This window comes from Curtobacterium sp. P97 (assembly GCF_023712445.1).
Taxonomy (GTDB): domain Bacteria; phylum Actinomycetota; class Actinomycetes; order Actinomycetales; family Microbacteriaceae; genus Curtobacterium.
This window is the reverse complement of sequence record NZ_JAMAYF010000003.1, coordinates 91,900-113,711: the sequence shown is the minus strand read 5'-3', so window position 1 is coordinate 113,711 and position 21,812 is coordinate 91,900. Positions and strand designations below refer to the sequence as shown.

The 21,812-nt window shown below is 72.7% G+C and carries 22 protein-coding genes, 2 tRNA genes, 1 pseudogene and 1 riboswitch; of the genes and pseudogenes, 16 read left to right on the top strand and 9 right to left on the bottom strand.

What is annotated here, in order from left to right; translation table 11 throughout:
- Window positions 1-81 precede the first annotated feature (81 nt).
- The 5 genes from M3677_RS03960 (at window position 82) to M3677_RS03940 (ending at window position 4,609) form a co-directional block, all read left to right on the top strand.
- Window positions 82-402 carry a hypothetical protein gene (locus tag M3677_RS03960; RefSeq protein WP_058727630.1) on the top strand — a complete coding sequence of 107 codons (321 nt, stop codon included), beginning with the start codon at window positions 82-84 and terminating at the stop codon, window positions 400-402.
- Window positions 403-480: 78 nt separating this feature from the next.
- A riboswitch (TPP riboswitch) is annotated at window positions 481-592 on the top strand.
- A complete protein-coding gene (locus tag M3677_RS03955; RefSeq protein WP_209683523.1) occupies window positions 588-1,337 on the top strand; it encodes an ECF transporter S component in 750 nt (249 codons plus the stop codon). It overlaps the preceding riboswitch by 5 nt.
- Before the next feature lie 5 nt (window positions 1,338-1,342).
- Window positions 1,343-3,172: an ABC transporter ATP-binding protein gene (locus M3677_RS03950; RefSeq protein WP_251159840.1), complete on the top strand. Its 1,830-nt coding sequence runs from the start codon at window positions 1,343-1,345 to the stop codon at window positions 3,170-3,172.
- Window positions 3,169-3,975 (top strand): energy-coupling factor transporter transmembrane component T, encoded by an 807-nt coding sequence (locus tag M3677_RS03945; RefSeq protein ID WP_308201963.1) that lies wholly within the window; start codon window positions 3,169-3,171, stop codon window positions 3,973-3,975. The genes M3677_RS03950 and M3677_RS03945 overlap by 4 nt, the downstream gene beginning before the upstream one ends.
- Window positions 3,968-4,609, top strand: a complete 642-nt coding sequence (locus tag M3677_RS03940) for an ATP-binding protein (protein ID WP_251159839.1) — start codon at window positions 3,968-3,970, stop codon at window positions 4,607-4,609. Before M3677_RS03945 ends, M3677_RS03940 begins: the two co-directional genes overlap by 8 nt.
- Window positions 4,610-4,678: 69 nt before the next feature.
- Here M3677_RS03940 and M3677_RS03935 read toward each other — a convergent pair whose 3' ends face one another.
- Window positions 4,679-6,094 carry an MFS transporter gene (locus M3677_RS03935; RefSeq protein ID WP_251159838.1) on the bottom strand — a complete coding sequence of 472 codons (1,416 nt, stop codon included), beginning with the start codon at window positions 6,092-6,094 and terminating at the stop codon, window positions 4,679-4,681.
- 100 nt (window positions 6,095-6,194) lie between these two features.
- Here M3677_RS03935 and M3677_RS03930 point away from each other — a divergent pair, with 100 nt between their 5' ends.
- A complete protein-coding gene (locus M3677_RS03930) occupies window positions 6,195-7,622 on the top strand; it encodes an LLM class flavin-dependent oxidoreductase (RefSeq protein ID WP_066653028.1) in 1,428 nt (475 codons plus the stop codon).
- A pseudogene (locus tag M3677_RS03925) lies at window positions 7,619-8,776 on the top strand (acyl-CoA dehydrogenase family protein); the annotation flags it as partial. The gene M3677_RS03930 and the pseudogene M3677_RS03925, both read left to right, overlap by 4 nt.
- A 330-nt stretch (window positions 8,777-9,106) precedes the next feature.
- Here the strand turns inward: M3677_RS03925 and M3677_RS03920 are convergent.
- From M3677_RS03920 to M3677_RS03900, 5 genes are all read right to left on the bottom strand, one after another.
- Window positions 9,107-9,451 (bottom strand): metallopeptidase family protein, encoded by a 345-nt coding sequence (locus M3677_RS03920; RefSeq protein ID WP_066653030.1) that lies wholly within the window; start codon window positions 9,449-9,451, stop codon window positions 9,107-9,109.
- Window positions 9,452-9,526: 75 nt separating this feature from the next.
- A tRNA-His gene (locus M3677_RS03915) sits at window positions 9,527-9,602 on the bottom strand.
- Window positions 9,603-9,677: 75 nt separating this feature from the next.
- Window positions 9,678-10,316, bottom strand: coding sequence for an oligoribonuclease (gene orn / locus M3677_RS03910; RefSeq protein WP_251159837.1), 639 nt, complete (start codon window positions 10,314-10,316; stop codon window positions 9,678-9,680).
- Between the two features lie 986 nt (window positions 10,317-11,302).
- Window positions 11,303-12,541, bottom strand: a complete 1,239-nt coding sequence (locus M3677_RS03905; RefSeq protein ID WP_066653039.1) for an MFS transporter — start codon at window positions 12,539-12,541, stop codon at window positions 11,303-11,305.
- Window positions 12,538-12,987, bottom strand: a complete 450-nt coding sequence (locus tag M3677_RS03900; RefSeq protein ID WP_251159836.1) for a MarR family winged helix-turn-helix transcriptional regulator — start codon at window positions 12,985-12,987, stop codon at window positions 12,538-12,540. The genes M3677_RS03905 and M3677_RS03900 overlap by 4 nt, the downstream gene beginning before the upstream one ends.
- 61 nt (window positions 12,988-13,048) lie before the next feature.
- On the opposite strand from M3677_RS03900, the gene M3677_RS03895 reads away from it, so the two are divergent.
- The 3 genes from M3677_RS03895 to M3677_RS03885 all read left to right on the top strand — a co-directional run bounded on the left by M3677_RS03895 (window position 13,049) and on the right by M3677_RS03885 (window position 14,162).
- The gene (locus tag M3677_RS03895) at window positions 13,049-13,339 is read left to right on the top strand and encodes a hypothetical protein (RefSeq protein WP_066653044.1); all 291 of its coding nucleotides are present in this window, start codon (window positions 13,049-13,051) and stop codon (window positions 13,337-13,339) included.
- Between the two features lie 29 nt (window positions 13,340-13,368).
- Window positions 13,369-13,629, top strand: coding sequence for a co-chaperone YbbN (locus M3677_RS03890; RefSeq protein ID WP_066653047.1), 261 nt, complete (start codon window positions 13,369-13,371; stop codon window positions 13,627-13,629).
- Window positions 13,630-14,089: 460 nt separating this feature from the next.
- A tRNA-Arg gene (locus tag M3677_RS03885) sits at window positions 14,090-14,162 on the top strand.
- Window positions 14,163-14,221: 59 nt separating this feature from the next.
- Here M3677_RS03885 and M3677_RS03880 read toward each other — a convergent pair.
- Together M3677_RS03880 and M3677_RS03875 are read right to left on the bottom strand one after the other, a co-directional pair.
- The gene (locus M3677_RS03880) at window positions 14,222-15,391 is read right to left on the bottom strand and encodes a hypothetical protein (RefSeq protein WP_251159835.1); all 1,170 of its coding nucleotides are present in this window, start codon (window positions 15,389-15,391) and stop codon (window positions 14,222-14,224) included.
- 169 nt (window positions 15,392-15,560) lie between these two features.
- Window positions 15,561-15,926, bottom strand: a complete 366-nt coding sequence (locus M3677_RS03875) for a hypothetical protein (RefSeq protein WP_251159834.1) — start codon at window positions 15,924-15,926, stop codon at window positions 15,561-15,563.
- Window positions 15,927-15,999: 73 nt separating this feature from the next.
- On the opposite strand from M3677_RS03875, the gene msrA reads away from it, so the two are divergent.
- The 5 genes from msrA to M3677_RS03850 all read left to right on the top strand — a co-directional run bounded on the left by msrA (window position 16,000) and on the right by M3677_RS03850 (window position 19,984).
- On the top strand, window positions 16,000-16,527 hold the full coding sequence (msrA, locus tag M3677_RS03870; protein WP_251159833.1) for a peptide-methionine (S)-S-oxide reductase MsrA: 528 nt from the start codon (window positions 16,000-16,002) through the stop codon (window positions 16,525-16,527).
- A gap of 37 nt (window positions 16,528-16,564) precedes the next feature.
- Complete coding sequence (locus M3677_RS03865) at window positions 16,565-16,768, top strand: methyltransferase (RefSeq protein ID WP_251159832.1); 204 nt, start codon at window positions 16,565-16,567, stop codon at window positions 16,766-16,768.
- Window positions 16,769-16,885: 117 nt separating this feature from the next.
- On the top strand, window positions 16,886-17,596 hold the full coding sequence (locus tag M3677_RS03860) for a single-stranded DNA-binding protein (protein ID WP_251159831.1): 711 nt from the start codon (window positions 16,886-16,888) through the stop codon (window positions 17,594-17,596).
- A gap of 216 nt (window positions 17,597-17,812) precedes the next feature.
- Window positions 17,813-19,498 carry an energy-dependent translational throttle protein EttA gene (gene ettA, locus M3677_RS03855; protein WP_209683500.1) on the top strand — a complete coding sequence of 562 codons (1,686 nt, stop codon included), beginning with the start codon at window positions 17,813-17,815 and terminating at the stop codon, window positions 19,496-19,498.
- A gap of 3 nt (window positions 19,499-19,501) precedes the next feature.
- The gene (locus tag M3677_RS03850; protein ID WP_251154763.1) at window positions 19,502-19,984 is read left to right on the top strand and encodes a thioesterase family protein; all 483 of its coding nucleotides are present in this window, start codon (window positions 19,502-19,504) and stop codon (window positions 19,982-19,984) included.
- Window positions 19,985-20,106: 122 nt separating this feature from the next.
- Here the strand turns inward: M3677_RS03850 and M3677_RS03845 are convergent, their stop codons facing one another.
- Window positions 20,107-20,964 carry an acyl-CoA thioesterase II gene (locus M3677_RS03845; RefSeq protein WP_209683497.1) on the bottom strand — a complete coding sequence of 286 codons (858 nt, stop codon included), beginning with the start codon at window positions 20,962-20,964 and terminating at the stop codon, window positions 20,107-20,109.
- Window positions 20,965-21,007: 43 nt separating this feature from the next.
- Here M3677_RS03845 and M3677_RS03840 point away from each other — a divergent pair, with 43 nt between their 5' ends.
- Window positions 21,008-21,709: a hypothetical protein gene (locus M3677_RS03840; protein ID WP_066653076.1), complete on the top strand. Its 702-nt coding sequence runs from the start codon at window positions 21,008-21,010 to the stop codon at window positions 21,707-21,709.
- Window positions 21,710-21,812 lie beyond the last annotated feature (103 nt).

Below are 21,812 nucleotides of genomic sequence, written 5' to 3'. Positions count from 1 at the left end.
GCGTCCGCAGACAAGCCCCAGGGGTGGACGGCCGCCGGTGCTCGCCGGCCTGTGGAGGAACCGCCGAGTAGCCTCGCGCGCATGGCCAACATCGTGAGTCAGATCGCAGACAAGGTGCGCCCCGTGGGCGTCTCGACCAACTACGGCGAACCGGTCGAGGTCGGGGACCAGACCCTCATCCCGGTGTCCATCGGCTGGTTCGGCTTCGGCGCCGGCGGGGACGACGAGAACGGCGGCGGCGGTGGCGGCGGGGCGTCGATCCCCGTCGGTGCCTACGTGCGTCGCCCGGGGCAGGACCTGCAGTTCGAGCCGAACCTGATCTCGCTGCTCGCGGTGAGCATCCCCACCATCTGGGTGACCGGCAAGGCCCTGAGCAAGGTGATCCGCGCCCTCAAGAAGTGACCCACCGGACGGGAGGCCCGTGGCGACGCCGCCACGGGCCTCCCGTCCGTCACGCGGTCGCGACCGCGTCTAAACTGCTGCCACACACACGGGAGTCCGGGACCGCCGGGCTGAGAGGGAGCGAACGGCGCTCCGACCGTCGAACCTGATCCGGGTCATGCCGGCGCAGGGAGGAGTCAGCAACCATGCCTGCAACCACGCAGTCCGCAGCACCGTCCACCACCGTCAGGCGCTCGTTGCGCTGGCGGGTCGTCGACATCGTCGTCGCGAGCGTCCTCGCCGTCGCGATCGGTGTCGTCTTCAAGCTCTGGGAGTTCGGCTACGAGCCGATCAGCGCCGTCGCCGCCCTGGTCCTCCCCGGCACCCAGGCACTCTTCGGCGGGGTCTGGCTGCTCGCCGGGCCGCTCGTCGCCATCGTCGTCCGGAAGCCCGGGGCCGCACTCTACGCCGAGATGGTCGCCGCCAGCGTCGAGGCACTGCTCGGCACCCAGTGGGGGTGGCTGACGCTCGAGGCCGGTCTCGTGCAGGGCCTCGGGGCCGAGGTCGTGCTCGCACTGTTCCTCTACCGGGCCTACCGGCTGCCGGTCGTCGTGCTCGCCGGTGCCGCCGCGGGGCTCGCCCTCGGCATCAACGACACGGTGCTCTGGTACCCGGGGCTCGACGCGGCGTTCAAGACCGTCTACGTCGTGTCCGCGGTGGTGTCCGGCGCCGTGATCGCCGGGCTCGGTTCGTGGCTGCTCGTGCGGGCGCTCGCCGCGACCGGCGTGCTGTCCTCGTTCGCCGCAGGGCGTGAGCACGCCCGACGGACGCACGCGACGACCCCGCAGGACTCGTCCGCCCCGACCGGCGCGACCGTTCCGCTCGACGGAGCGCAGTCCGGCACCGCGACGCCTGCTGCCGAGCAGGCCGAGCGCGGGTCCCGCGCCGCTCGGTGACGGCCGTGTCGTCCTCGGGGGCGGCGCGGATCGCCTTCCGTGACTGGGGCTGGCGGTACGCCGGGCGCGACGCGTGGGCGGTGCGCGGTCTCGACCTCGTCGTCGAGCCGGGTGAGCGCGTCGCGGTCGTCGGCCCCTCGGGCGCCGGCAAGTCGACGGTGCTCCGCGCGGTCGCAGCGGTGCTGGCGGACGAGCCGGACCCCGACGACGACACCGCCGCAGCCGTGCAGGGCTCGGTCCTGGTCGACGGCGCCGACCCCCGCGCGGTCCGCGGGCGCGTCGGCCTCGTCATGCAGGACCCCGAGGCCCACACGGTGATGTCGCGCATCGGCGACGACGTGGCCTTCGGGTGCGAGAACACCGGCGTCCCGCGGGCCGAGACGTGGGAACGCGTCCGGCACGCGCTCGGGGTCGTCGGCCTCGACCTGCCGCTCGACCGGTCGACGAGCCGGCTCTCCGGCGGGCAGCGGCAGCGTCTGGCGCTCGCGGGCGTGCTCGCGATGCGCCCCGGCGTGCTCGTGCTCGACGAACCGTGCGCGAACCTCGACCCCGAGGGCGTGGCGCAGGTCCACGACGCCGTGCGGGCGCTGCTCGACACCAGCGGTGCGACGATGCTCGTGGTCGAGCACCGGATCGGCACCTGGCTCGACCTGGTCGATCGACTCGTGCTCCTCGAACCCGGGGGCGGGGTCGTCGCGGACGGGACCCCCGCGTCGGTGCTCGCCGAGCACGGTCCGGCGCTGACGGCGGCCGGCGTGTGGGTGCCCGGTGCCGAGCCGGCGCGGGGATCGTCCCGGGCCGGCGGCGGACGTCCGGTCGCGCCGTCGACCGGTGCCGGACGTCCGGTCGCGCCGTCGACCGAGCGAGCGGGCGGATCAGCACCGGGAGCACCGGTGGCCGGGGGCGCCTTCCGCCCGCGCGACGATGAGACGGCGCTGCTCGAGGCGCGGGGACTCGCGACGGCGCGCGGGGGCATCCTCGGACGTGCCGGCGGGGCCCGTGTCGGCAGCGGCATCGACCTCGGGATCCGTCGCGGTCGGGTCCTCGCGGTCACCGGTCCGAACGGCGTCGGCAAGTCGACGCTCGGCCTCACCCTCGCCGGGCTCCTGCGTCCGTCCGGAGGGACACTCCTCGCGACGCCCGACCTGGCCGGGGAGGCCGGTGACGCGCCGATCCGGTGGACGAGCCGGCAGCTCGCGGCCCGGATCGGGTCGGTGTTCCAGGACCCCGGACACCAGTTCGTGGCGCGCAGTGTCCGCGAGGAGCTCGGTGCCGGACCGCGCGCGCTCGGGCTGTCGGACGCTGACGCGCGGGTGGAGGAACTCCTCGACGCGTTCGGGCTCCGGCACCTCGCCGACGCCAACCCCTTCACGCTGTCCGGCGGTGAGCAGCGGCGGCTCGCGATCGGTGCCGTCGTCGCCTCGCGGCCGCCCGTGGTCGTGCTGGACGAACCCACCTCGGGCCAGGACCGTGCGACCTGGCAGGCCGTGGTCGACCTGCTCGGGGCGCTGGCGGACGCGGGGACGGCGCTCGTCGTGGTGACGCACGACCGTGACCTCGTCCGTGCGCTCGACGCCGACGAGGTCGTGCTCGCCGCCGACGGTGCGAGGGCCGTGCCGCCGGCCGGAACCGCCGTGCCGCCGGCCGGAACCGCCGTGCCGCCGGCCGGAACCGCCGTGCCGCCGGCCGGAACCGCCGTGCCGCCGGCCGGAACCGCCGTCCCGCCGGACGGACGCGGTGACCCCTCGGCCGGACCCGGCGCTCCGTCGGCCGGACCGGACGCCCCGTCGACCGGACCCGGCGGACCCCGACCGACCACGGAGGTGCACCGGTGACCACCCCGACGACCCGCGCCGGTGCGGGCGGGCGAGCCGAGCCTCCCGGCCGGACGCGTCGCGGTGTCGCCGGCGTCCAACCCGTCGCCCCGATGCTCGGCGTGCTCGCACTCGGCCTGTGCCTCGTGACGAGTCTCGACGTCGTCTCCGCGGCCGTCGCGCTCGCGCTGGAGCTGCTGCTCCTCCCGGTGCTCCGGATCCCGCCGCGGACCCTGCTGCTGCGGGCGTCACCGGTGCTCGTCGCCGTGCCCCTGACGGCGCTCAGCATCGCGCTGTACGGGCGGCCCTCCGGGCGGGAGTGGTTCGACCTCGGCTTCGTCCACGTCACCGACGGGTCGCTGACGCTCGCGGTGGCGACCGCGCTGCGGGTCCTCGCGGTCGGGCTGCCGGCCGTCGTGCTCTTCGTCGGGGTCGACCCGACCGACCTGGCCGACGGGCTCGCACAGCTGCTGCGGCTGCCGGCCCGCTTCGTGCTCGGGGCCCTGGCCGCGGTGCGGATGACGACCCTGCTCGGCGAGGACTGGCGCCAGCTCGCCATGGCACGCCGCGCACGGGGGCTCGCCGACCACGGACGGCTGCGGCGCGGAGCGTCGATGGCCTTCGCGCTGCTCGTGCTCGCACTCCGCCGGGCGACCACGCTGGCGGTGGCGATGGAGTCGCGCGGCTTCGGCGCTCCCGGTCCCCGGACGTGGGCGCGGCAGGCGCGGTTCGCGGGACCGGAGTGGGCGATGGTCGCCGTGCTCGTGGGGATCGGTGTCGCGTCGATCGGGGTGGCCGTGGCCGCGGGGACGTGGCGTGCCTGAGCGCGCACGGCTGCACGCGACCGCCGGGGGAGCGGTCGCCGGGGGAGCGGTGCCGGACGTGACCGCCGGAGGTGCGCGGCTGGACGTGACCGCCGGGGGAGCGGCACCGGACGCGGCGCTCGTCGAGGGGATCGCCGCGGCCGCGGCCGGCGCTGCTGCCGCCACCGGTCGACGGCTCGTCGTGCTGGTCGACGGGCGCTCGGGCACCGGGAAGACCACGCTGGGCGACGCCGTGGCGGCACGGCTCGGCGCACGGGTCGTGCACCTCGACGACGTCTACCCCGGGTGGGACGGCCTGCGCGCGGCCGCCGACGCGGTCGTGTCCGACGTGCTCGGGACGCCGTCGGGGTACCGGCGCTGGGACTGGGAGCGGTCCGAGCCGGCGGAGTGGGTGTCGATCGAGTCGCACGTGCCGCTGGTGGTCGAGGGGTGCGGGGCGCTCTCCCGGGGGTCCGCTCCACACGCGACCCTCCGGGTGTGGCTCGAGGCGGACGACGACGTCCGACGCGACCGGGCGATCGGCCGCGACGGCGAGGTGTTCGCCCGCGAGTGGGAGCGCTGGGCTGCCCAGGAGCGTGCCTTCATCGCCGCGGAGGCGCCCGCGGAGCTCGCGGACCTGGTGCTCAGGACGTAGTCGGCGGGGTCGACGGCGAGACCCGGGCTGACCGACGTCCCTCGCGGCCCGGAGCCCGAGCCCCGTCGCTCAGCCCGATACTGGCCCACCGGCACCGGCACCGGCACCGGCACCGGCACCGGCACCGGCACCGGCACCGGCCGCCCGGGCGTCCGCCCGCCGCGCGTCGCGCACCGGGTCGACCGCGAACACCGCGGCCACGACCGACAGCACCGCGTACACGCCGAGGTACGCGCACAGGATCCACGGCGAGCCCCCGCCCACCTCGACGAACACCGCCGCGAGCAACGGCGTCAGTCCCACCGAGAAGATCGACCCGATCTGGTACCCGAGGCTCATGCCCGAGTAGCGCCGCCCGGTCGGGAACTGCTCCGCGAACCACGCCGCCTGCGGACCGTAGATGCTGTCGTGGAACACGCTCATGCCGATCAACGCCACGAACGGCAGCAGCACCAGGGGCCCGGCGTCGAGGAACGCGAAGAACGGCCAGATCAGCACGCCGATCCCGATCGCCGACCCGATCGCGAGCGGCCGGCGCCCGACCCGGTCGGACAGCCACCCCCAGAACGGCGTCGACACGAGCGACACCGCCGAGATCACGAGCACCGCCTGGAGCCCGGCGGCCGAGCCCTCCTCGCCGCGCTTCGCCCCGAGGTAGGTCAGCGAGTACGTCGTCAGGATCGAGTAGAGCGCCGGCTGGACGAGCCGCAGCCCTGCGGTGACGAGGATCGACCGCGGGTGCCGACGGACCGCCTGCCACACCGGGAACCGCTCGACACCGCCGGACGCGCGCAGCGCCTGGAACACCGGGGCGTCCTGCACGCCGAGCCGGATGACGAGTCCGACCGCGACGATGACCGCGGAGAACAGGAACGGCAGGCGCCACCCCCAGGCCAGGAACGCCTCGTTGCCGAGCAGGGTCCGTACGAGCGTGAATACCCCGGTCGCCAGCAGCATGCCGCCCGCGGACCCCATCTGCGTGAACGCCCCGAACAGTCCCCGGTGCCGCGTCGGCGCGTGCTCGACCGACAGCAGCGCCGACCCGCCCCACTCCGCTCCGGCTGCGACGCCCTGGAGCAGTCGCAGCACCACGAGTGCGACCACCGCACCGACCCCGATCGTCGCCGCCGAGGGGATCACCCCGATGAGCGTCGACGCGATGCCCATCAGCACCAGGGACGCCACGAGCAGCTTCTTCCGCCCGATCCGGTCGCCCAGGTGCCCGGCCACGATGCCGCCGAGCGGCCGCGCGACGAAGCCGACACCGTAGGTCGCGAAGGACGCGATCACACCGACGGCCGGCGTGACGGACGGGAAGAACGTCGGGGCGAACACGAGCGCCGAGGCCGTCGCGTACAGGTAGAAGTCGTAGTACTCGACGGTCGTCCCGACGAACGACGCGAGCGCGACGCGACGTCGGGTCGCGTTCGTGGACGGAGACGGTGGACGGACGGGAGGCGCGGCTGCGGTCGTCTGGGTCGGCATGCCTCAGGAGCATGGTCGCCGCCCGGCCGCCGCGGAACCGCGCCCGTAACGCGAGGTCACGTCATGACCGTCGGCGGCGGCTCCCCAGACACCATGGGGCATGAGCGATGCACCGACCCGTCCGCTGCGCTTCGCGGCCTTCGTCATGAACACGACGTCGCACATCCAGCACGGCCTCTGGCGGCACCCGGACGCCCGGCAGGCGGACTTCGACGACGTCACGCTGTGGACCGACCTCGCCCGGACGCTCGAGCGCGGGAAGTTCGACGCGATGTTCTTCGCGGACGTCGTCGGCACGTACGGCCCCGCCCGCGGCGACTACGCGACGAACCTCCGCGAGGGGCTGCAGATCCCCTCGAACGACCCGTCCGTGCTGCTCTCCGCGCTCGCCGTGTCGACCGAGCACCTCGGCCTGGCGTTCACCTCGAGCGTCATCCAGGCGCACCCGTTCGACTTCGCCCGCAAGGTGTCGACGCTCGACCACATCACCCGCGGCCGCATCGGGTGGAACGTCGTGACGAGCGCCCTCGACAGCGCCGCCCGGAACTTCGGCGCCGACCGGCTCGAGGAGCACGACGAGCGCTACGCCTGGGCCGAGGAGTACCTCGAGGTCTGCGCCAAGCTGTGGGAGGGGTCGTGGGAGGACGGTGCCGTGCTCAAGGACCCGGTGCGCGGCTACGCGGACCCGGAGCTGGTGCACCGCATCGACCACCACGGCAAGCGGTACGACGTGCAGGGGCCGCACCTCAGCGCGCCCTCGCCCCAGCGGACGCCCGTGTTGTTCCAGGCCGGGTCCTCGCCGGCCGGCCGGGCCTTCGCCGCGCGGAACGCCGAGGCGCAGTTCATCCTCACCTCGAACCGGGACGCCACCGAGCAGCTCATCCGCGAGACCCGCGACCTCGCTGCCGCCGTGGGCCGACGCCGCGAGGACATCGCGTTCTTCCTCGGCCTGACCTTCGTCACGGGATCCACCGAGGCCGAGGCGAAGGCGAAGGAAGCGGAGATCGACGAGTACCTGGCCGCCGACGGCTTCCTCGTGCACTCGAACCTCGGCTTCGACCCGGACACCGGCGAGCCGCTCGACCCGGCGACGCCGCTGTCCGAGGTCCGGACCCAGGCCGGGCAGTCGCACCTGCAGTGGCTCCGCGAGGCCGCCGGCGACCGCGAGCCGACCATCGCCGACCTCGCCCGGCTCTCCGCCAAGCTCCGCGCACGGGTCGTCGGGACGCCCGAGCAGATCGCGGACGAGCTCGCCGCCTGGCAGCGGGTCGGGGTCGACGGCGTGAACGTCATCAACTGGACGTTGCCCGGCTCGTACGAGGAGTTCGTCGACCACATCGCGCCGACCCTGCAGGAGCGCGGACTCATGCAGTCGGAGTACCGGGAGGGCACCCTCCGCGAGAAGCTCTTCGGCCACGCGCAGCTGCCCGACTCACACCCGGCGAGGCGGTGGCGCGGCGCGTTCTCCGGCGGCGCGGCCGGGACCGGTGCGGACGAGGCGCGCGACGCCGTGGAGGTGACCGCATGACGGACGCGACGACGAGCACCGGGGGTGCGCCGGGCCTCCCGAGCGACCGTCCGGACGACGTGCCAGCGAGCGCCGGGGGTGCGCCGTGCCTCCCGGCCGACCGTCTCGCAGTCCTGCGTGCGCGCTTCGCGCCGGTCGTCGAGGCGATCCGCGAGGGCGCGGTCGCGCGCGAGCTGGCGTCCAGCACCCCTGGCGACCGCGACCTCCCGCACGCCGAGGTGCGCGCGCTGGCGGACGCGGGCTTCGGGCGGCTGCGCGTGCCCGAGGAACGCGGTGGCTTCGGCGTGACGCTCGTCGAGCTCGCGCACCTGGTGGCGGACCTCGCGGCGGCGGACTCGAACATCGCGCACCTGTGGCGGGGACACTTCGGGTACACGGAGCTCGTGCTCCTGCGTCCGGACTCGCCCGCTCGGGACGAGTGGCTCCAGCGCATCGTCGGCGGGGCGATCGTGGGGAACGCGACCTCGGAGCGGACCGGCACGACGCTGGCGGACATCTCGACGACCGTCGCTCCCGACGACTCCGGCACGTGGCGGCTCGACGGGCGGAAGTTCTACTCGACCGGCACGCTCTACGCCGACTGGATCTACCTGGCGGCCGACCGCGACGGCGAGCGGGTGACCTTCGCCGTGCCGACCGGTGCACCGGGTGTGACCGGCGTCGACGACTGGGACGGCTTCGGGCAGCGCCTCACCGCTTCGGGGACGACGGTGTTCTCCGGTGTCGCGGTCGACGAGTCGGTGGTCTCCGCGTACCGGGACGCGCCGCTGTCGCACATCCAGGCCTTCTACCAGCTGTACCTGCTGGCGGTCCTCGCCGGCATCGGACAGGCCGTCGTCGACGACGCCGTGGCGTTCGTCCGGCCGCGGACCCGCACGTACATCCACGCGAACGCCGCCGTACCGGGGGAGGACCCGCAGGTGCTGGCCGTGCTCGGACGGCTGTCGGCGGGGGCGTTCACCGCGCGGTCGCTCGTCGTCGCCGCGGCAGGGCTGCTCGACGGGGTCGTGGCGACGAACGAGCCAGGGGTGGGCGTCGACCACGCACTGCTCGACGCCGCCGAGAACGCCGTCTACCAGGCGCAGGTCGAGGTCGGGCCGCGGGTGCTGCAGGCGGCCACGGAGTTGTTCGAGGTCGGTGGGGCCTCGGCGGCCGACCGGACGCGGGCGCTCGACCGGCACTGGCGGAACGCCCGGGTGGTGGCGTCGCACAACCCTGCCGTCTACAAGGAGCGACTCGTGGGGGAGTACGTGCTGCACGGGCGGGGGCCGGTGGACGCGTGGGAGGTACCACGAGGTGGGGCCGACGCGGTTCTGAGGGCGCCGCGCGCGGCGCGTGCGCGCGGCGCGCCGCGCGCGGCGCGTGCCGCCAGCGCGAGTCTCGGCCCCGCGGACACGTTCGCGTCTTCGGAGCCGCGAAACCGTCCGCCAGCGCGAGTCTCGGCTCAGCGGGAGCCGGAGCCGGCAGCCGGCAGCCGGCAGCCTCTACGCCCAGCCGAGCTCGTGCAACCGAGCGTCGTCGATGCCGTAGAAGTGCCCGATCTCGTGGACGAGCGTGGTGTGCACCTCGTCCCGGAGTTCCTCGACGGTGTCGCACTCCTCGAGGTGCTGCTTCCGGAACACCACGATCCGGTCGGGGAGCTCGCCGAACCCGTACTGCCCGCGCTCGGTCGCGGCGACCCCGTCGTAGTACCCGAACAGGTCGGAGCCGTCCTCGGGCTCGTCCTCGACGACGAACACCACGTTGTCCAGCCCGTCGACCATCTCGTCGGGCAGCCGGTCGAGCTCGTCGGTCACGAGCTGCTCGAACTCGTCGGCGGACATCTCCATCACGGACTCGATGGTGGCACACGACCATCCGAGAACTGCGAAGGCCCCGTCCTGCGGGACGGGGCCTTCGACTTCTGGGGTGAATAACGGGTCTCGAACCCGCGACCTCCTAGACCACAACCAGGCGCTCTACCAACTGAGCTATATCCACCATGTCCGAACCGGCTGACCGGCGCGACCACTCAATAGTAGTACATGCCGGAGGCCGCGACGACCACGCGTGTCGCTACTCCGCCGAGGGCTGCCCGAGCCGCGGCTCCCACTTCTCGACCACCTCGGCCGTGACGGCGCGGACGTCCTCGGTCGTCGGGCCGGGCTCCGGGATGAAGCCGGCGCGGCGGTAGTACTCGAGCTCGCGGATCGACTCGAGGATGTCCGCGAGGGCACGGTGGCCGCCGTGCTTCTCCGGCGCGTTGAAGTACACGCGCGGGAACCAGCGGCGGCAGAGCTCCTTGATGCTCGACACGTCGACGCTGCGGTAGTGCAGGTGCCCGTCGACGCGGGGCATGTACTTCGACAGGAAGGCGCGGTCCGTGCCGATCGTGTTGCCGGCCAGCGGCGCGCTGCCCTCGGCCGGGACGTGCTGGAGGATGTACTCGAGTACCTGGTACTCGGCGTCCGCCAGCGAGACACCGTCCGGGATCGCCTCGGCGAGGCCCGAGGTCGCGTGCATGTTCGTGACGAACTCGTTCATGTTGTCGAGCGCCGACTGGTCGGGCTTGATCACGATGTCGAACCCGGGGTGCACGGGGACGAGGTCGAAGTCCGTGACGACGACGGCCACCTCGACGAGTTGGTCGACCTCGACGTCGAGGCCGGTCATCTCGCAGTCGATCCAGACGAGGCGGTCGTTCGCAGTTGCCATGTCCTCGATCCTATTCCGCACGGGTGACGCTCCCGCGCCCGGACCCGAGGCTGTGGAGCGATCCAGGTCGGCACCGTGCCGGCTCCGCTCGAGGCGACACCGGGACGCCGTGGACACACGGCTGCCCCTGGCCGAGCGGGCGGAACCCGCAGCCGCGAGACGGCCCGTCTGCAGGATCCGCCCGCTCACGGCGCGCGCGGTCCGGATCCAGGTGGGCCGTGCCTCCCGGTCGGTCCGTGAGCGGGCGGAACCCGCACTCGCGATCCGGAACGGCGGCAGGATCCGCCCGCTCGCGGCGCGAGCGGTCCGGATCGACGTGGACCGTGCCTCCCGGTCGGTCCGTGAGCGGGCGGAACCCGCACTCGCGATCCGGAACGACGGCAGGATCCGCCCGCTGGCGACCGGGCTGTCCCTGCAGTGTCGCGTCGTGCCTCCCGGTCGGCCGTTCCAGGCGGGCGGGCGGAATCGTCGATCGGGCGACCACCACGGCGCGCCTTCCGCCCGCTCGCACTCGCGCGGTGCCCTCACCACCGGTCTGGAGGCTCGTCCCGCGTCCGCCGGTCCGCTCCGGCCCGTCATCCGGTTGGCCAGCGGGCGGAACCGGTCGGGCGGACCGCTCGGCCCGTCCTCCGGTTGCCCAGTGGGCGGAAGCGGTCGGGCGGACGGCGCCGGCCCGGCGCATCCTGCCCGCTCGCGCGGCTCGCGCGGCCTGCCGAGCGCACTCGGCCCCGAGGGCCCCCAGTACGCCCGAGGGGCCCACCCCTGGATCTCCATCCACTCGCCCACGCGCGCCCGCACATGACGAACGGGCGAGACCCGCGACCGAACCGGAGTCCAGACCGTAGCCCTCGCCCGCAGCGAAGCGCACCGAGCGCGAGCAGGCTCATCGCCCACCCGCGCTCGCACCGAGCGCGAGCAGGCTCATCGCCCACCCGCGCTCGCACCGAGCGCGAGCGGGCTCACCGCCCACCCGCGCTCGTGTCGACTCAGACCATCTCGCCAGCCGAGATCGCCTCGGCCTCGACACGCTCCGGCTCGGCCCCGTCGTCGACCCGCCGCAGCACCTTGGTGGTCAGCACCACGACCACGAACGCGACCGCCACCGAGACCCCGGCGAACACGTAGGCCGCCGACGGCGAGAACGAGTCGGCGAGCAGCGTCGCCACGGGCGGGGCGATCGCACCGCCGATGAAGCGCACCGCGGAGTACGCGCTCGATGCCACCGAGCGGGGGAGGTCCGTCGCCTCCATCACGCACTCCGTGAGCACCGTGTTGAGGACACCGAGCACGAGGCCACCGATGACCACGCAGATGATGAGCCCGGCCTGCGAGGTCACGACGACCGCCGCGGCGAACAGGTCGAGGGCGAGGAGCGGCAGCGCGATCTTCAGTACGGTCGTGCGGCGCATGCGCGCGGTCAGCATCGGGGCGACCCACACGGAGGTGATCGCGAGCCCGACGCCCCACCCGAAGAAGGTGAAACCGATGCCGAGTGCGCCGAAGCCGAGCGGGAACGGCGTGTACGCGAGCAGCACGAAGAAGCCGATGTTGTAGAAGAGCGCGGTCACCGCGAGGGCCGCGAGCGCCGGCTGTCCGAGGGCGCGGAACGGTGCCGAGAGCTTCGTCGGCGTGGGCTTCTCGAGTCCGGAGGTCTTGAGCAGCGCGACGACGGCGATGAACGCGATCGCCATCAGGGTGGTGACGCCGAAGAAGGGACCGCGCCAGCTCACCGACCCGAGCAGTCCGCCGACCAGGGGCCCGACGGCGATGCCGAGGCCGAGCGCTGCCTCGTAGAGGATGATCGCCGACGCCGTACCACCGGACGCTGCACCGACGATGGTCGCGAGTGCGGTGGAGATGAAGAGCGCGTTGCCCAGACCCCAACCGGCGCGGAAGCCGATGATGTTCCAGACGCTGCCCGAGGTCGCGGCGAGCACCGAGAAGACCACGATGAGCGCGAGCCCGATGAGCAGGGTGTTCTTCGCACCGATGCGGCTCGACACCCAGCTGGTGAAGAACATGGCGACGCCGGTGACGGCGAGGTAGCTCGTGAAGAGCAGTTCGGTCTGCGCGGCGGTGGCGTGCAGCGACGTCGCGATCGCGGGGAGGATCGGGTCGACCAGGCCGATGCCCATGAAGGCGACGACGCAGGCGAACGCGATCGCCCAGACGGCGGACGACTGCTTGAGGATGCTGCCGGACGCAGCGGGTGCGTGGGCGTTCACGCGTGGATCTCCGTTCTGGTGGGGTTCGTGGTGGTGCGCGAGGCGATGATGGCGGCGGCGTCGCGCAGGACGTCCCAGTCGTCGTCGTCGAGGTCGGCGAAGACCGGCCCGACGGAGTCGGCGATCGTCGCGCGCCAGGTGGCGAGCCGCTCGCGCCCCGCATCGGTGAGCTCGATGAGCTGCCCGCGTGAGTCGTCGGGGTCGACGGTGCGCGAGAGCAGACCGTCGGCGAGCATGCCGGCGACGATCCGGGTCATCGTGGGTTGTGCCACACGGGACGCGGCGGCGAGCTCACCGAGGCGCAGCGGCTGCTCGGTCTCGAGGATGCCGAGCGTGCGCCAGACCGCGGCCGAGGTGGCGTCGCCGGAGGCCTGCGCCGCAGCACGGACCAAGCGGTTGACCGAGATGATCAGCGTCTCCAGCGCCTGCGCCCGCGATGCTTCCATGTCTGAACTATATAGCGGTGCTATACATCCGTCAACAGGGCACCCCTGGTAGAAGGGACGCATGAGCGACATCACCATCCACGAGGGCGACGAGTACACCGCGATCTTCCACGGCGGTCCCTTCGACGGCACGACCGACACCCGCACCGCCACGAGCGACGCGGTCGACGACGAGGTCACGGTGTACGCGGACGTCGAGGGCCTGCAGACGGCCTTCGCCTACAAGGCCACCAAGACCCGTCAGGTGCTCGACCAGACCTCGGTCGAGTACGAGTACGACGCCGCGGACTCCGACCCGGTCGACGACCTGCAGGACCGCGGGGACCGCAGCGGCGAGTTCGACCGGGAGTAGATCGCGCGCCGCGCACGTTGCACCGTCCCGTGCAGCTCGACCTCTGGACCTCCGCCTTCTGCGCCCCGTGCGCAGCCGCCCGCCGTGTGAGCGGTGAGGCAGCGGCGCTCGTCCCCGGGCTCCGGGTCACCGAACGCGACGTCGCGGCACACCCTGACACTGCAGAGGACCTCGGTATCCGTTCGACCCCCACGATCATCGTGCGTCGGGACGACGGTGCCGAGGTCTTCCGTTCGCCGGGCGTCCCCTCACGGGACCAGCTGCTGGTGGCGGTCGCGAAGGCGCTCTGAGCGGACCCGGTCGGGAGGCACGGGGTACGTCCGCCTCGTCCGGTCACCGTGCAGGCGTGCTCGGCCAGGAGGCGCGGTGCATGTCCGCCACGTCGGTCGCGCCGGCAGCGCGTGCCCTCACGCGAGCGGGCGTTCCCTGCTGTCCGGCGGTGCTGCGCGGACCGTTTCCGCCCGCTCGGTGCGCCGGTCGTCCGGGCTGCCGGGCTTCTCCGCGCGAGCGGGCGTTCCCTGCTGACCGGCGGTGCTGCGCGGACCGTTTCCGCCCGCTCGGTGCGCCGGTCGTCCGGGCTGACCGGTGCGACCCCGGCGGGCGGGCTCTTCGTGCTCACCGGCGGCACGCGCCGCACCCCTTCCGCCCGCTCGGGACTAACGGAGCAGTCGGGCGCGATCGCCGAGCACCGGCCTCGTGCGTGGCAGTGCAGCGCCCCGACGACCGACGGCGGTAGAATCGTCGCCGCTCGCCTCCGTAGCTCAGTGGATAGAGCAGGTGGTTTCTACCCTCCGTGTCGCGGGTTCGATTCCTGCCGGGGGCACACGCGACGAGAGGCCGCCATCCGTCGGGATGGCGGCCTCTCGTCGAACGGGGGAGGTCTCAGTCGTCCTCGGCTGCTCGGCGTCGCAGCTCGCTCGCGCTGATGGGCTGGGTGTACGGCGAGGCGTCGTCGTCCTCTCGAGCACCCGGCGTCGCGTTCGCCGCCCCGGGCCGGTCGAGCCCGGTCGCTGACGCTGCGGCACGATTCACGTGGGCGTCAGCCGACGTCGGGCTCGCGACCCGGGGCGCGGAGGTCGGCCGGTCGTCGGAGCGGGCATCACCGCCACGATCGGTCACGTCGACCTCGCCGGAGTCCGAGGAGTCGTCGCTGCGAGAGCCGAGGTCGTTCCGAGCGCTCGGAGTCGTGCCGTTGCCCGGACGCGCCGACGCGATCGGCGACCCGAGCGGAGGGCGGACCGGCGTGCCGTCGAGCTGGACCGTCTCGCGGTCGCCGTAGGGGCGCGTCCGGTTGTCGGCAGCACCTCGGACGTCGTCGATGGGGGTGGTGGCGTCCTGGTCGACCGCCGGCGCAACGGTCGGACCCGAGGTGCGGCCCGCCGACGTCGCGGCCGCAGGGGAACCGACGGGAGACTGCTGCGGCGCAGGACGGAGCGAGGTGGTGGTCGGCGTCGGGCGCGACGGGGCCGTGCCGGCGTCTGCCTCGGCCGAACGTTGCTGCTGCTGACCGGCGTTCCAGTCCTGCTGGCGGGCGATGAGGTCGGCGTCGGGGTCCGGGGAGTCGAACTTCCAGCGTTCGAGATCGGCCTTGAACAGCTTCTTCGCGCGTCCTGGCTTGCCGTTCCACTCGAGCAGACGGTCGCGGAGTTCGCCGAGCGACTGGTCTGCCTGCGAGGTGAAGGTCGAGGAGTTCCGCTTGATGTCGGCGATCTCGTGCTGCACCCAGTCGGCGGCCAGCGGAGCACCGCTCACCGGCAGGAGGCGCAGCCGCACGTCGGCATCCTCGGCGAGGTGGTCGGCGTAGGCACGTTCCTCGTGTCCGAGTGCTCCCCAGCGCGAGGCCTTGCGCGCCGCGGTGACCACGCCCGCCACCGCTGCGTTCCGGCTCTCGCGGTCGTGGAGCGCGACGAAGCGCTTCGTTGCCGCGCGTCCGATCAGCGCGGCGATCACTCCGGCGACGACGATCGCGACGAAGGGGATGATCGCGCCGGACAGCACGCGCCATCCCTCGTCGGATGCCGTCCAGTCGGTCAGGTCGTTCCACCAGTCCATGGGCGAACCCTACGCAGCGTGCGACGCAGAACCGCGGAGGTCGGACGGCGTTCCGTCGAGCCGGACCGCGTTCCGTCGAGCCGGGCTGCGCTCCGTCGAGCGGGGCGGCGTTCGCTCACGCGGGACGGCCTCCCATCGAGCGGCGCGGTCGACGGACGCGGCCGGCTGGTCAGCCCCAGCGCAGGCAGTCGACGGCGTCGTCCGCCGACCACACGTTCGGCAGCTCGACGAACCGTCGCTCGACCGCCACGTAGCGACGGGCGCGGTAGGCCGTGCCGCCCGCGACGTCCACGCGGTCGACGTACCCGACGATCTCGCCGTTGGTGCGGGTGACCCGGCTGAGGTCGTCCCGCACGTCGAGCACGCGCAGGTCGCCACGGCTGCGTGCGACCGGCGTGGAACGGATCCGGAACGCTGGTTCGGTGCTGGTCTGCACGGGTGCCTCCTGCTGGTTCGTCGTGGTCTTCGTCGCCTCGACGGTACGGCTGACCACCGACACTCCACGGCCGTGCAGTGACGTCAGGGGAGCGCTCACGGCGAGGACGATGCTGTGCAGGAGACGTACCCCGCCCCGTGCTCCGTGAGCACAGGAGGGTACGGTGGCGCGCATGACGACGTTCGTGCTCGCAGGTGGATGCTTCTGGTGCCTCGACGCGGTGTACCGCACGTTGCAGGGCGTGCAGGACGTGGTGTCGGGCTACACCGGCGGCGTGGTCGAGGACCCGACGTACGAAGCGGTCTGCACCGGTGCGACCGGTCACGCCGAGGCGGTCGCGGTGACCTTCGACGAGTCGGTCATCCCCGCCGACGTCGTCCTCGACGTCTTCTTCACGCTCCACGACCCGCGGCAGCTGAACCGCCAGGGCGCGGACGTCGGCACCCAGTACCGCTCGGCGATGTTCCCGGCGGACGACGAGCAGCGAGCGCTGTTCGAGCACGCGGTGCAGCGCGCTGCAGACATGTGGGACGGCGGGATCGTGACGACGATCGAGCCGCTCGGTACGTTCTTCCGTGCGGAGGAGCACCACCAGGACTTCTTCGCGAAGAACCCCGGTCAGGGCTACTGCCTCGCGGTCGCGCTGCCCAAGGTGAACAAGGTCCGCAAGGCCTACAGTCAGTACATCCTGGCGTCCTGAGGCACGGACGTCGGGGCCACGAGGAGGTGGTCGAACGATGATGGACAACACCGCGACCTGGGTGGCCGTCGGTCCGGCGGGCGCGGTCGGGAGCATCCGCCGCGCGTCGGACGGCTTCCACGTCGAGCTCTACGGTCGGCGGGGCCGAGGTGGGACCTACCCGTCGCTGGAGACCGCGAAGGGTGCGGTCCACGCGGCGCTCGGACCCCTCGCCGACCGTCCCGAGTTCCGCGCGCACTGACCCGCCGGCCCGGAGGCTCGGGGGAGTATTCCTCCACAGCCCACCTCGACGAGTCGGCTGCTCACAGATCGAGCCCCGGGCCGCCAGTGCGGCCCGGGGCTCGCAGACGATCGAGTCATGAACGACACGATCACCGTCTGCGGCATCGTCGCGACCGAACCCCGGCACCTCGTCACCGACACCGGCATCGCCATCTCGAGCATGCGTCTGGCGTCCCCCTCCCGTCGCTGGGACCGCAGCACGTCGTCATGGACGAACGGTTCGACGAACTGGTACACGGTCACCGCCTTCCGGTCCCTCGCGGCGAACGTCCACAAGTCGCTGAAGAAGGGCGATCGCATCCTCGTGACCGGACGCGTCCGGATCCGCACCTGGGAGCGTGACGGACGGAACGGGACCGCGGTCGAGATCGACGCCGACGGCATCGGGCACGACCTCGCCTGGGGCATCAGCAACTGGATCCGCGTCCCGCGGCACGTCGGCGACTCCAACGCGGGTCCCGGGGTGCCGCCGGGGGTGCCGACGGTGGACCCGGACACCGGCGAGGTGACGGGCACGGTGCCCGAGGACGACCACGCGACGCCCGTGCTCGGCGGGGACGGCGACGATGCGCTGCCCGGGGCAGCAGACGGGACCGTGCTGGCGCGCCACGGCGTCCGGGACGGCGGCGTCCTGAGCGACGGCATCCCGGGCGGCGGCGTCGCGGACGGCGGCGACCCGGGTGACAGCGGGGCGCGGGCAGCCGGAGGGGTCGCCCCGGTCGTGCCCGGATCCCGAGCGCCCGAGCCGGGGGCAGACGGCGACGCCGACGCCCGTGCCGTCGCATGAGTCGTCGCACGGGTCATCCCCGGGACCGTCGGCGGCGCACGACAACCGCGCCCTGCCCATGCCGGCCGTCTCGGCGCGAGGCACACGCGTCCTGCCGGTGCCGGCCGCCTCGGCGCGCGCCCCACCGTGGTCCTGTCGGCGCCGCCGACCCGCGCGCCCTGCGCCGCGGCGCATGGGGGAGCGGTGACGTGCCCGGGTCAGTAGACTTGCGCCGATATGGCTGAGTACATCTACCAGATGGTCCGCGCCCGCAAGACGGTCGGCGACAAGCTGATCCTCGACGACGTCACGATGTCGTTCATCCCCGGCGCCAAGATCGGCGTCGTGGGGCCGAACGGCGCGGGCAAGTCGACGATCCTGAAGATCATGGCGGGTCTCGACCAGCCGTCCAACGGCGAGGCGAAGCTCACGCCGGGCTTCTCCGTCGGCATCCTCATGCAGGAGCCCGAGCTCGACGAGTCCAAGACCGTGCTCGAGAACGTCCAGATGGGCGTCGGTGCGATCAAGGGCAAGCTCGACCGCTTCAACGAGATCTCCGCGCTGATGGCGGAGCCGGACGCCGACTTCGACGCCCTCCTGGCCGAGATGGGCACCCTGCAGGAGGAGATCGACGCGGCCGACGCGTGGGACCTCGACTCCCAGCTCGAGCAGGCCATGGACGCGCTGCAGTGCCCGCCGGCTGACGCGCAGATCGCCAACCTCTCGGGTGGCGAGAAGCGCCGCGTGGCGCTGTGCAAGCTGCTCCTCGAGAAGCCCGACCTGCTCCTCCTCGACGAACCCACCAACCACCTCGACGCCGAGTCCGTGCTGTGGCTCGAGCAGCACCTGTCGAAGTACCCCGGCGCAGTGCTCGCCGTCACGCACGACCGGTACTTCCTCGACCACGTCGCACAGTGGATCGCCGAGGTCGACCGTGGTCGCCTGTACCCGTACGAGGGCAACTACTCGACCTACCTCGAGAAGAAGCGCGAGCGTCTCGAGGTCCAGGGCAAGAAGGACGCCAAGCTCGCCAAGCGTCTGTCCAGCGAACTCGAGTGGGTCCGGAGCAACTCGAAGGGCCGCCAGGCGAAGTCGAAGGCCCGTCTCGCCCGGTACGAGGAGATGGCTGCCGAGGCCGAGCGCACGCGGAAGCTCGACTTCGAGGAGATCGTCATCCCCGTGGGCCCGCGTCTGGGCTCGCAGGTGATCGACGCCGAGAAGCTCCAGAAGCAGTTCGGTGAGCGCGTCATCATCGACGGCCTGTCCTTCACGCTGCCCCGCAACGGCATCGTCGGGGTCATCGGTCCGAACGGCGTCGGCAAGACCACGCTGTTCAAGACCATCGTCGGCCTCGAGCCGCTCGACGGCGGCCAGCTGCGGATCGGCGACACGGTCGACATCTCGTACGTCGACCAGAGCCGCGGCGGCATCGACCCGAACAAGAACCTGTGGGAGGTCGTCTCCGACGGCCTGGACTTCATCCAGGTCGGCAAGACCGAGATCCCGTCCCGCGCCTACGTCTCGCAGTTCGGGTTCAAGGGTCCGGACCAGCAGAAGAAGGCCGGTGTGCTCTCCGGTGGTGAGCGGAACCGCCTGAACCTGGCGCTCACGCTCAAGCAGGGCGGCAACCTCCTGCTCCTCGACGAGCCGACCAACGACCTCGACGTCGAGACCCTCGGCAGCCTCGAGAACGCCCTGCTCGAGTTCCCCGGCTGTGCCGTGGTCATCACCCACGACCGGTGGTTCCTCGACCGCATCGCGACGCACATCCTCGCGTGGGAGGGCGTGAACGAGGACGGTACCCCGAACTGGTACTGGTTCGAGGGCAACTTCGAGGCCTACGAGGAGAACAAGCTCGTGCGCCTCGGCCCGGACGCGAACAAGCCCGGTCGCTCGACGTACCGCAAGCTCACCCGCGACTGACCCGTGGCGAGGCTGCACGCTCCCGTCCGCATCCGGTGGAGCGACATCGACGCGTACGGCCACGTCAACAACTCCGCGATGCTGCGCCTCCTCGAGGAGGCGCGCATCGCGGGGTTCTGGGGCCACGACCCCGCCGACGTCGCGCCGGAGGACGACCTGCCGGACCCGATCATCGACGGCCGGCCCGGCTCCGGGACGATGACGGTCATCGCTGCACAACGTCTCGAGTACCTCGCATCGATCCCGTACCTGCGCCGGCCGCTCGACGTGCAGATGTGGATCGGACGCATCGGTGGCGCGAGCATCGACGTGTCGTACGAGATCTGGTCACCCGTCGGAGTCGAGCCGCAGGTGCTCTACACGCGCGCCACGACCGCCTTGGTGATGGTCGACGCGGCCTCGAACCGGCCTCGGCGCCTGTCCGAGGCCGAGCGCGCCGCCTGTGCGCCGTTCGTCGAAGCGCCCGTGCAGTTCTCCCGCCCGTAGCGGCGGGACCACCGGTGCAGTTCTCGAGCCCGTAGCCGGCTGGACCGCCGGCGCAGTTCTCGAGCCCGTAGCGGCCAGGACGGGCGGCACCGTGTGTCCGCCAGGAGCGGGCAGGGCAGCCGTCAGCGCGGCACGCGCAGCATCCCCTCCTGCGCCACCGAGGCCAGCAGCCGACCGTCGCGCGCGAACATCCGCCCGAACGCCAGTCCCCGGCCGCCCTGGGCGCTCGGGGACTCCTGTGCGTACAGGACCCAGTCGTCGGCACGGCCGTCGCGGTGCCACCACATCGCGTGGTCGAGGCTCGCGCTCTTCACTCCCGGCGTGCCCCAGGCGACGCCGTGCCGCCGCATGATCGGCTCCAGGATCGACATGTCGCTCGCGTAGCCGAGCACGGCCCGGTGCAGCGACGGGTCCTCCGGCAGGTCACCGTCGACGCGGAACCACACCGCCTGGTGCGGGACGCGCTCGCCCTGTACGTCGACGAACACCGGGCCCTCGACGTGCCGCAGGTCGATCGAGCGTTCCGCCCAGGCCTGCGCCACGGGGTGGTCGATCGCGGACAGGATCGACGCAGCCGAGGGCAACGACTCAGGATCGGGGGTACCGACGGGGAACGGGTCCTGGTGCTCGAGTCCGTCGTCCGGTCGCTGGAAGGAGGCGATCATCGAGAAGATCGGCACACCGCGTTGGTAGGCCTGGACACGGCGCGTGGCGAACGAGCGGCCGTCGTGGATGCGCTCGACGGCGAAGGTGATGGGCACGTCGATGTCACCGGGACGCAGGAAGTACCCGTGCATCGAGTGGATGTCGCGGTCCTCGATCGTGTGCTGCGCGGCGACGATGCACTGCGCGAGCACCTGTCCGCCGAAGACCCGGCCGCCGGGCGACCAGTGGCTGGCACCGGTGAGGATCGTCTCGCCCGTGCTCGCGCCGGTGTCCTGCAGGCGGAGGGTGCTGAGGAAGTCGGGTTCGCCGTTCACCCCCGCAGTCTACGAACCCGTCGCCGGTAGGATCGGTGTCGACATGGGCACCTCGTTCACGCTTCCCGACGCCGCTTCGCTCGGCGACCTCCGCACCTACCTCGGACGCGCTGCCCGGATCGAGGACGGCTCCGTGCGGCTCATCGCCGACTCCGGCGTCCTCGCCGTCTACGCCGCGATCCTCTACCCGGTCGGGCTCCTCGACGAGCTGCCGACCGTGCTCGGTCTCCGCACCTTCTCGCTGACCGAGCCGGCGACGATCGACGCGGTCGTCCCGCTCGCCTCCCTGCGGGAGCGGCTCCGTGTGCTGGCCGAGGAACACGACGCCGCCGGTGCCGACGGTGCCGACCCGACGCGACCGACCCCGATCGAGGTCGGGCTGCCGCACGAGGTGCACACCGTGACGTGGGCCGCGATCTCGCCGCCCCGCGGGGGATGGGTGCCGCTGCCCGACGTCTCGCCGGAGCTGCTCCGCCGCGCTGCCCGCGACGGGATCGCCGAGGTCGCGGACGCCGTCCCGTCGAACGCCGGTGACGCCATCGTCCGCCGCATCCGCGCCGAGGTCTGGGGCCGTCCCGTCCCCGGGATCGAGCACGTCCCCGCAGCAGCCGGGTTCGCGGGGGAGAGCCTCGGCTTCCTCGGGCACGATCCGGTCCGGCTGTTCGAGACCGGCCCCTGGAGCCGCTTGACGACGTCGCGCGGGCACATCCTGGTGAAGCGACGCGCCTGGAGCCTCGACCACTAGTGCCGCCGCGGCACTGCCGATCCCTGCACGGTCGCGCACGAGCCCTCGTCCGTCCACACCTCCGACGGGCACCCGGTCAACGCCGTGAGCGGCATGGTTGGGT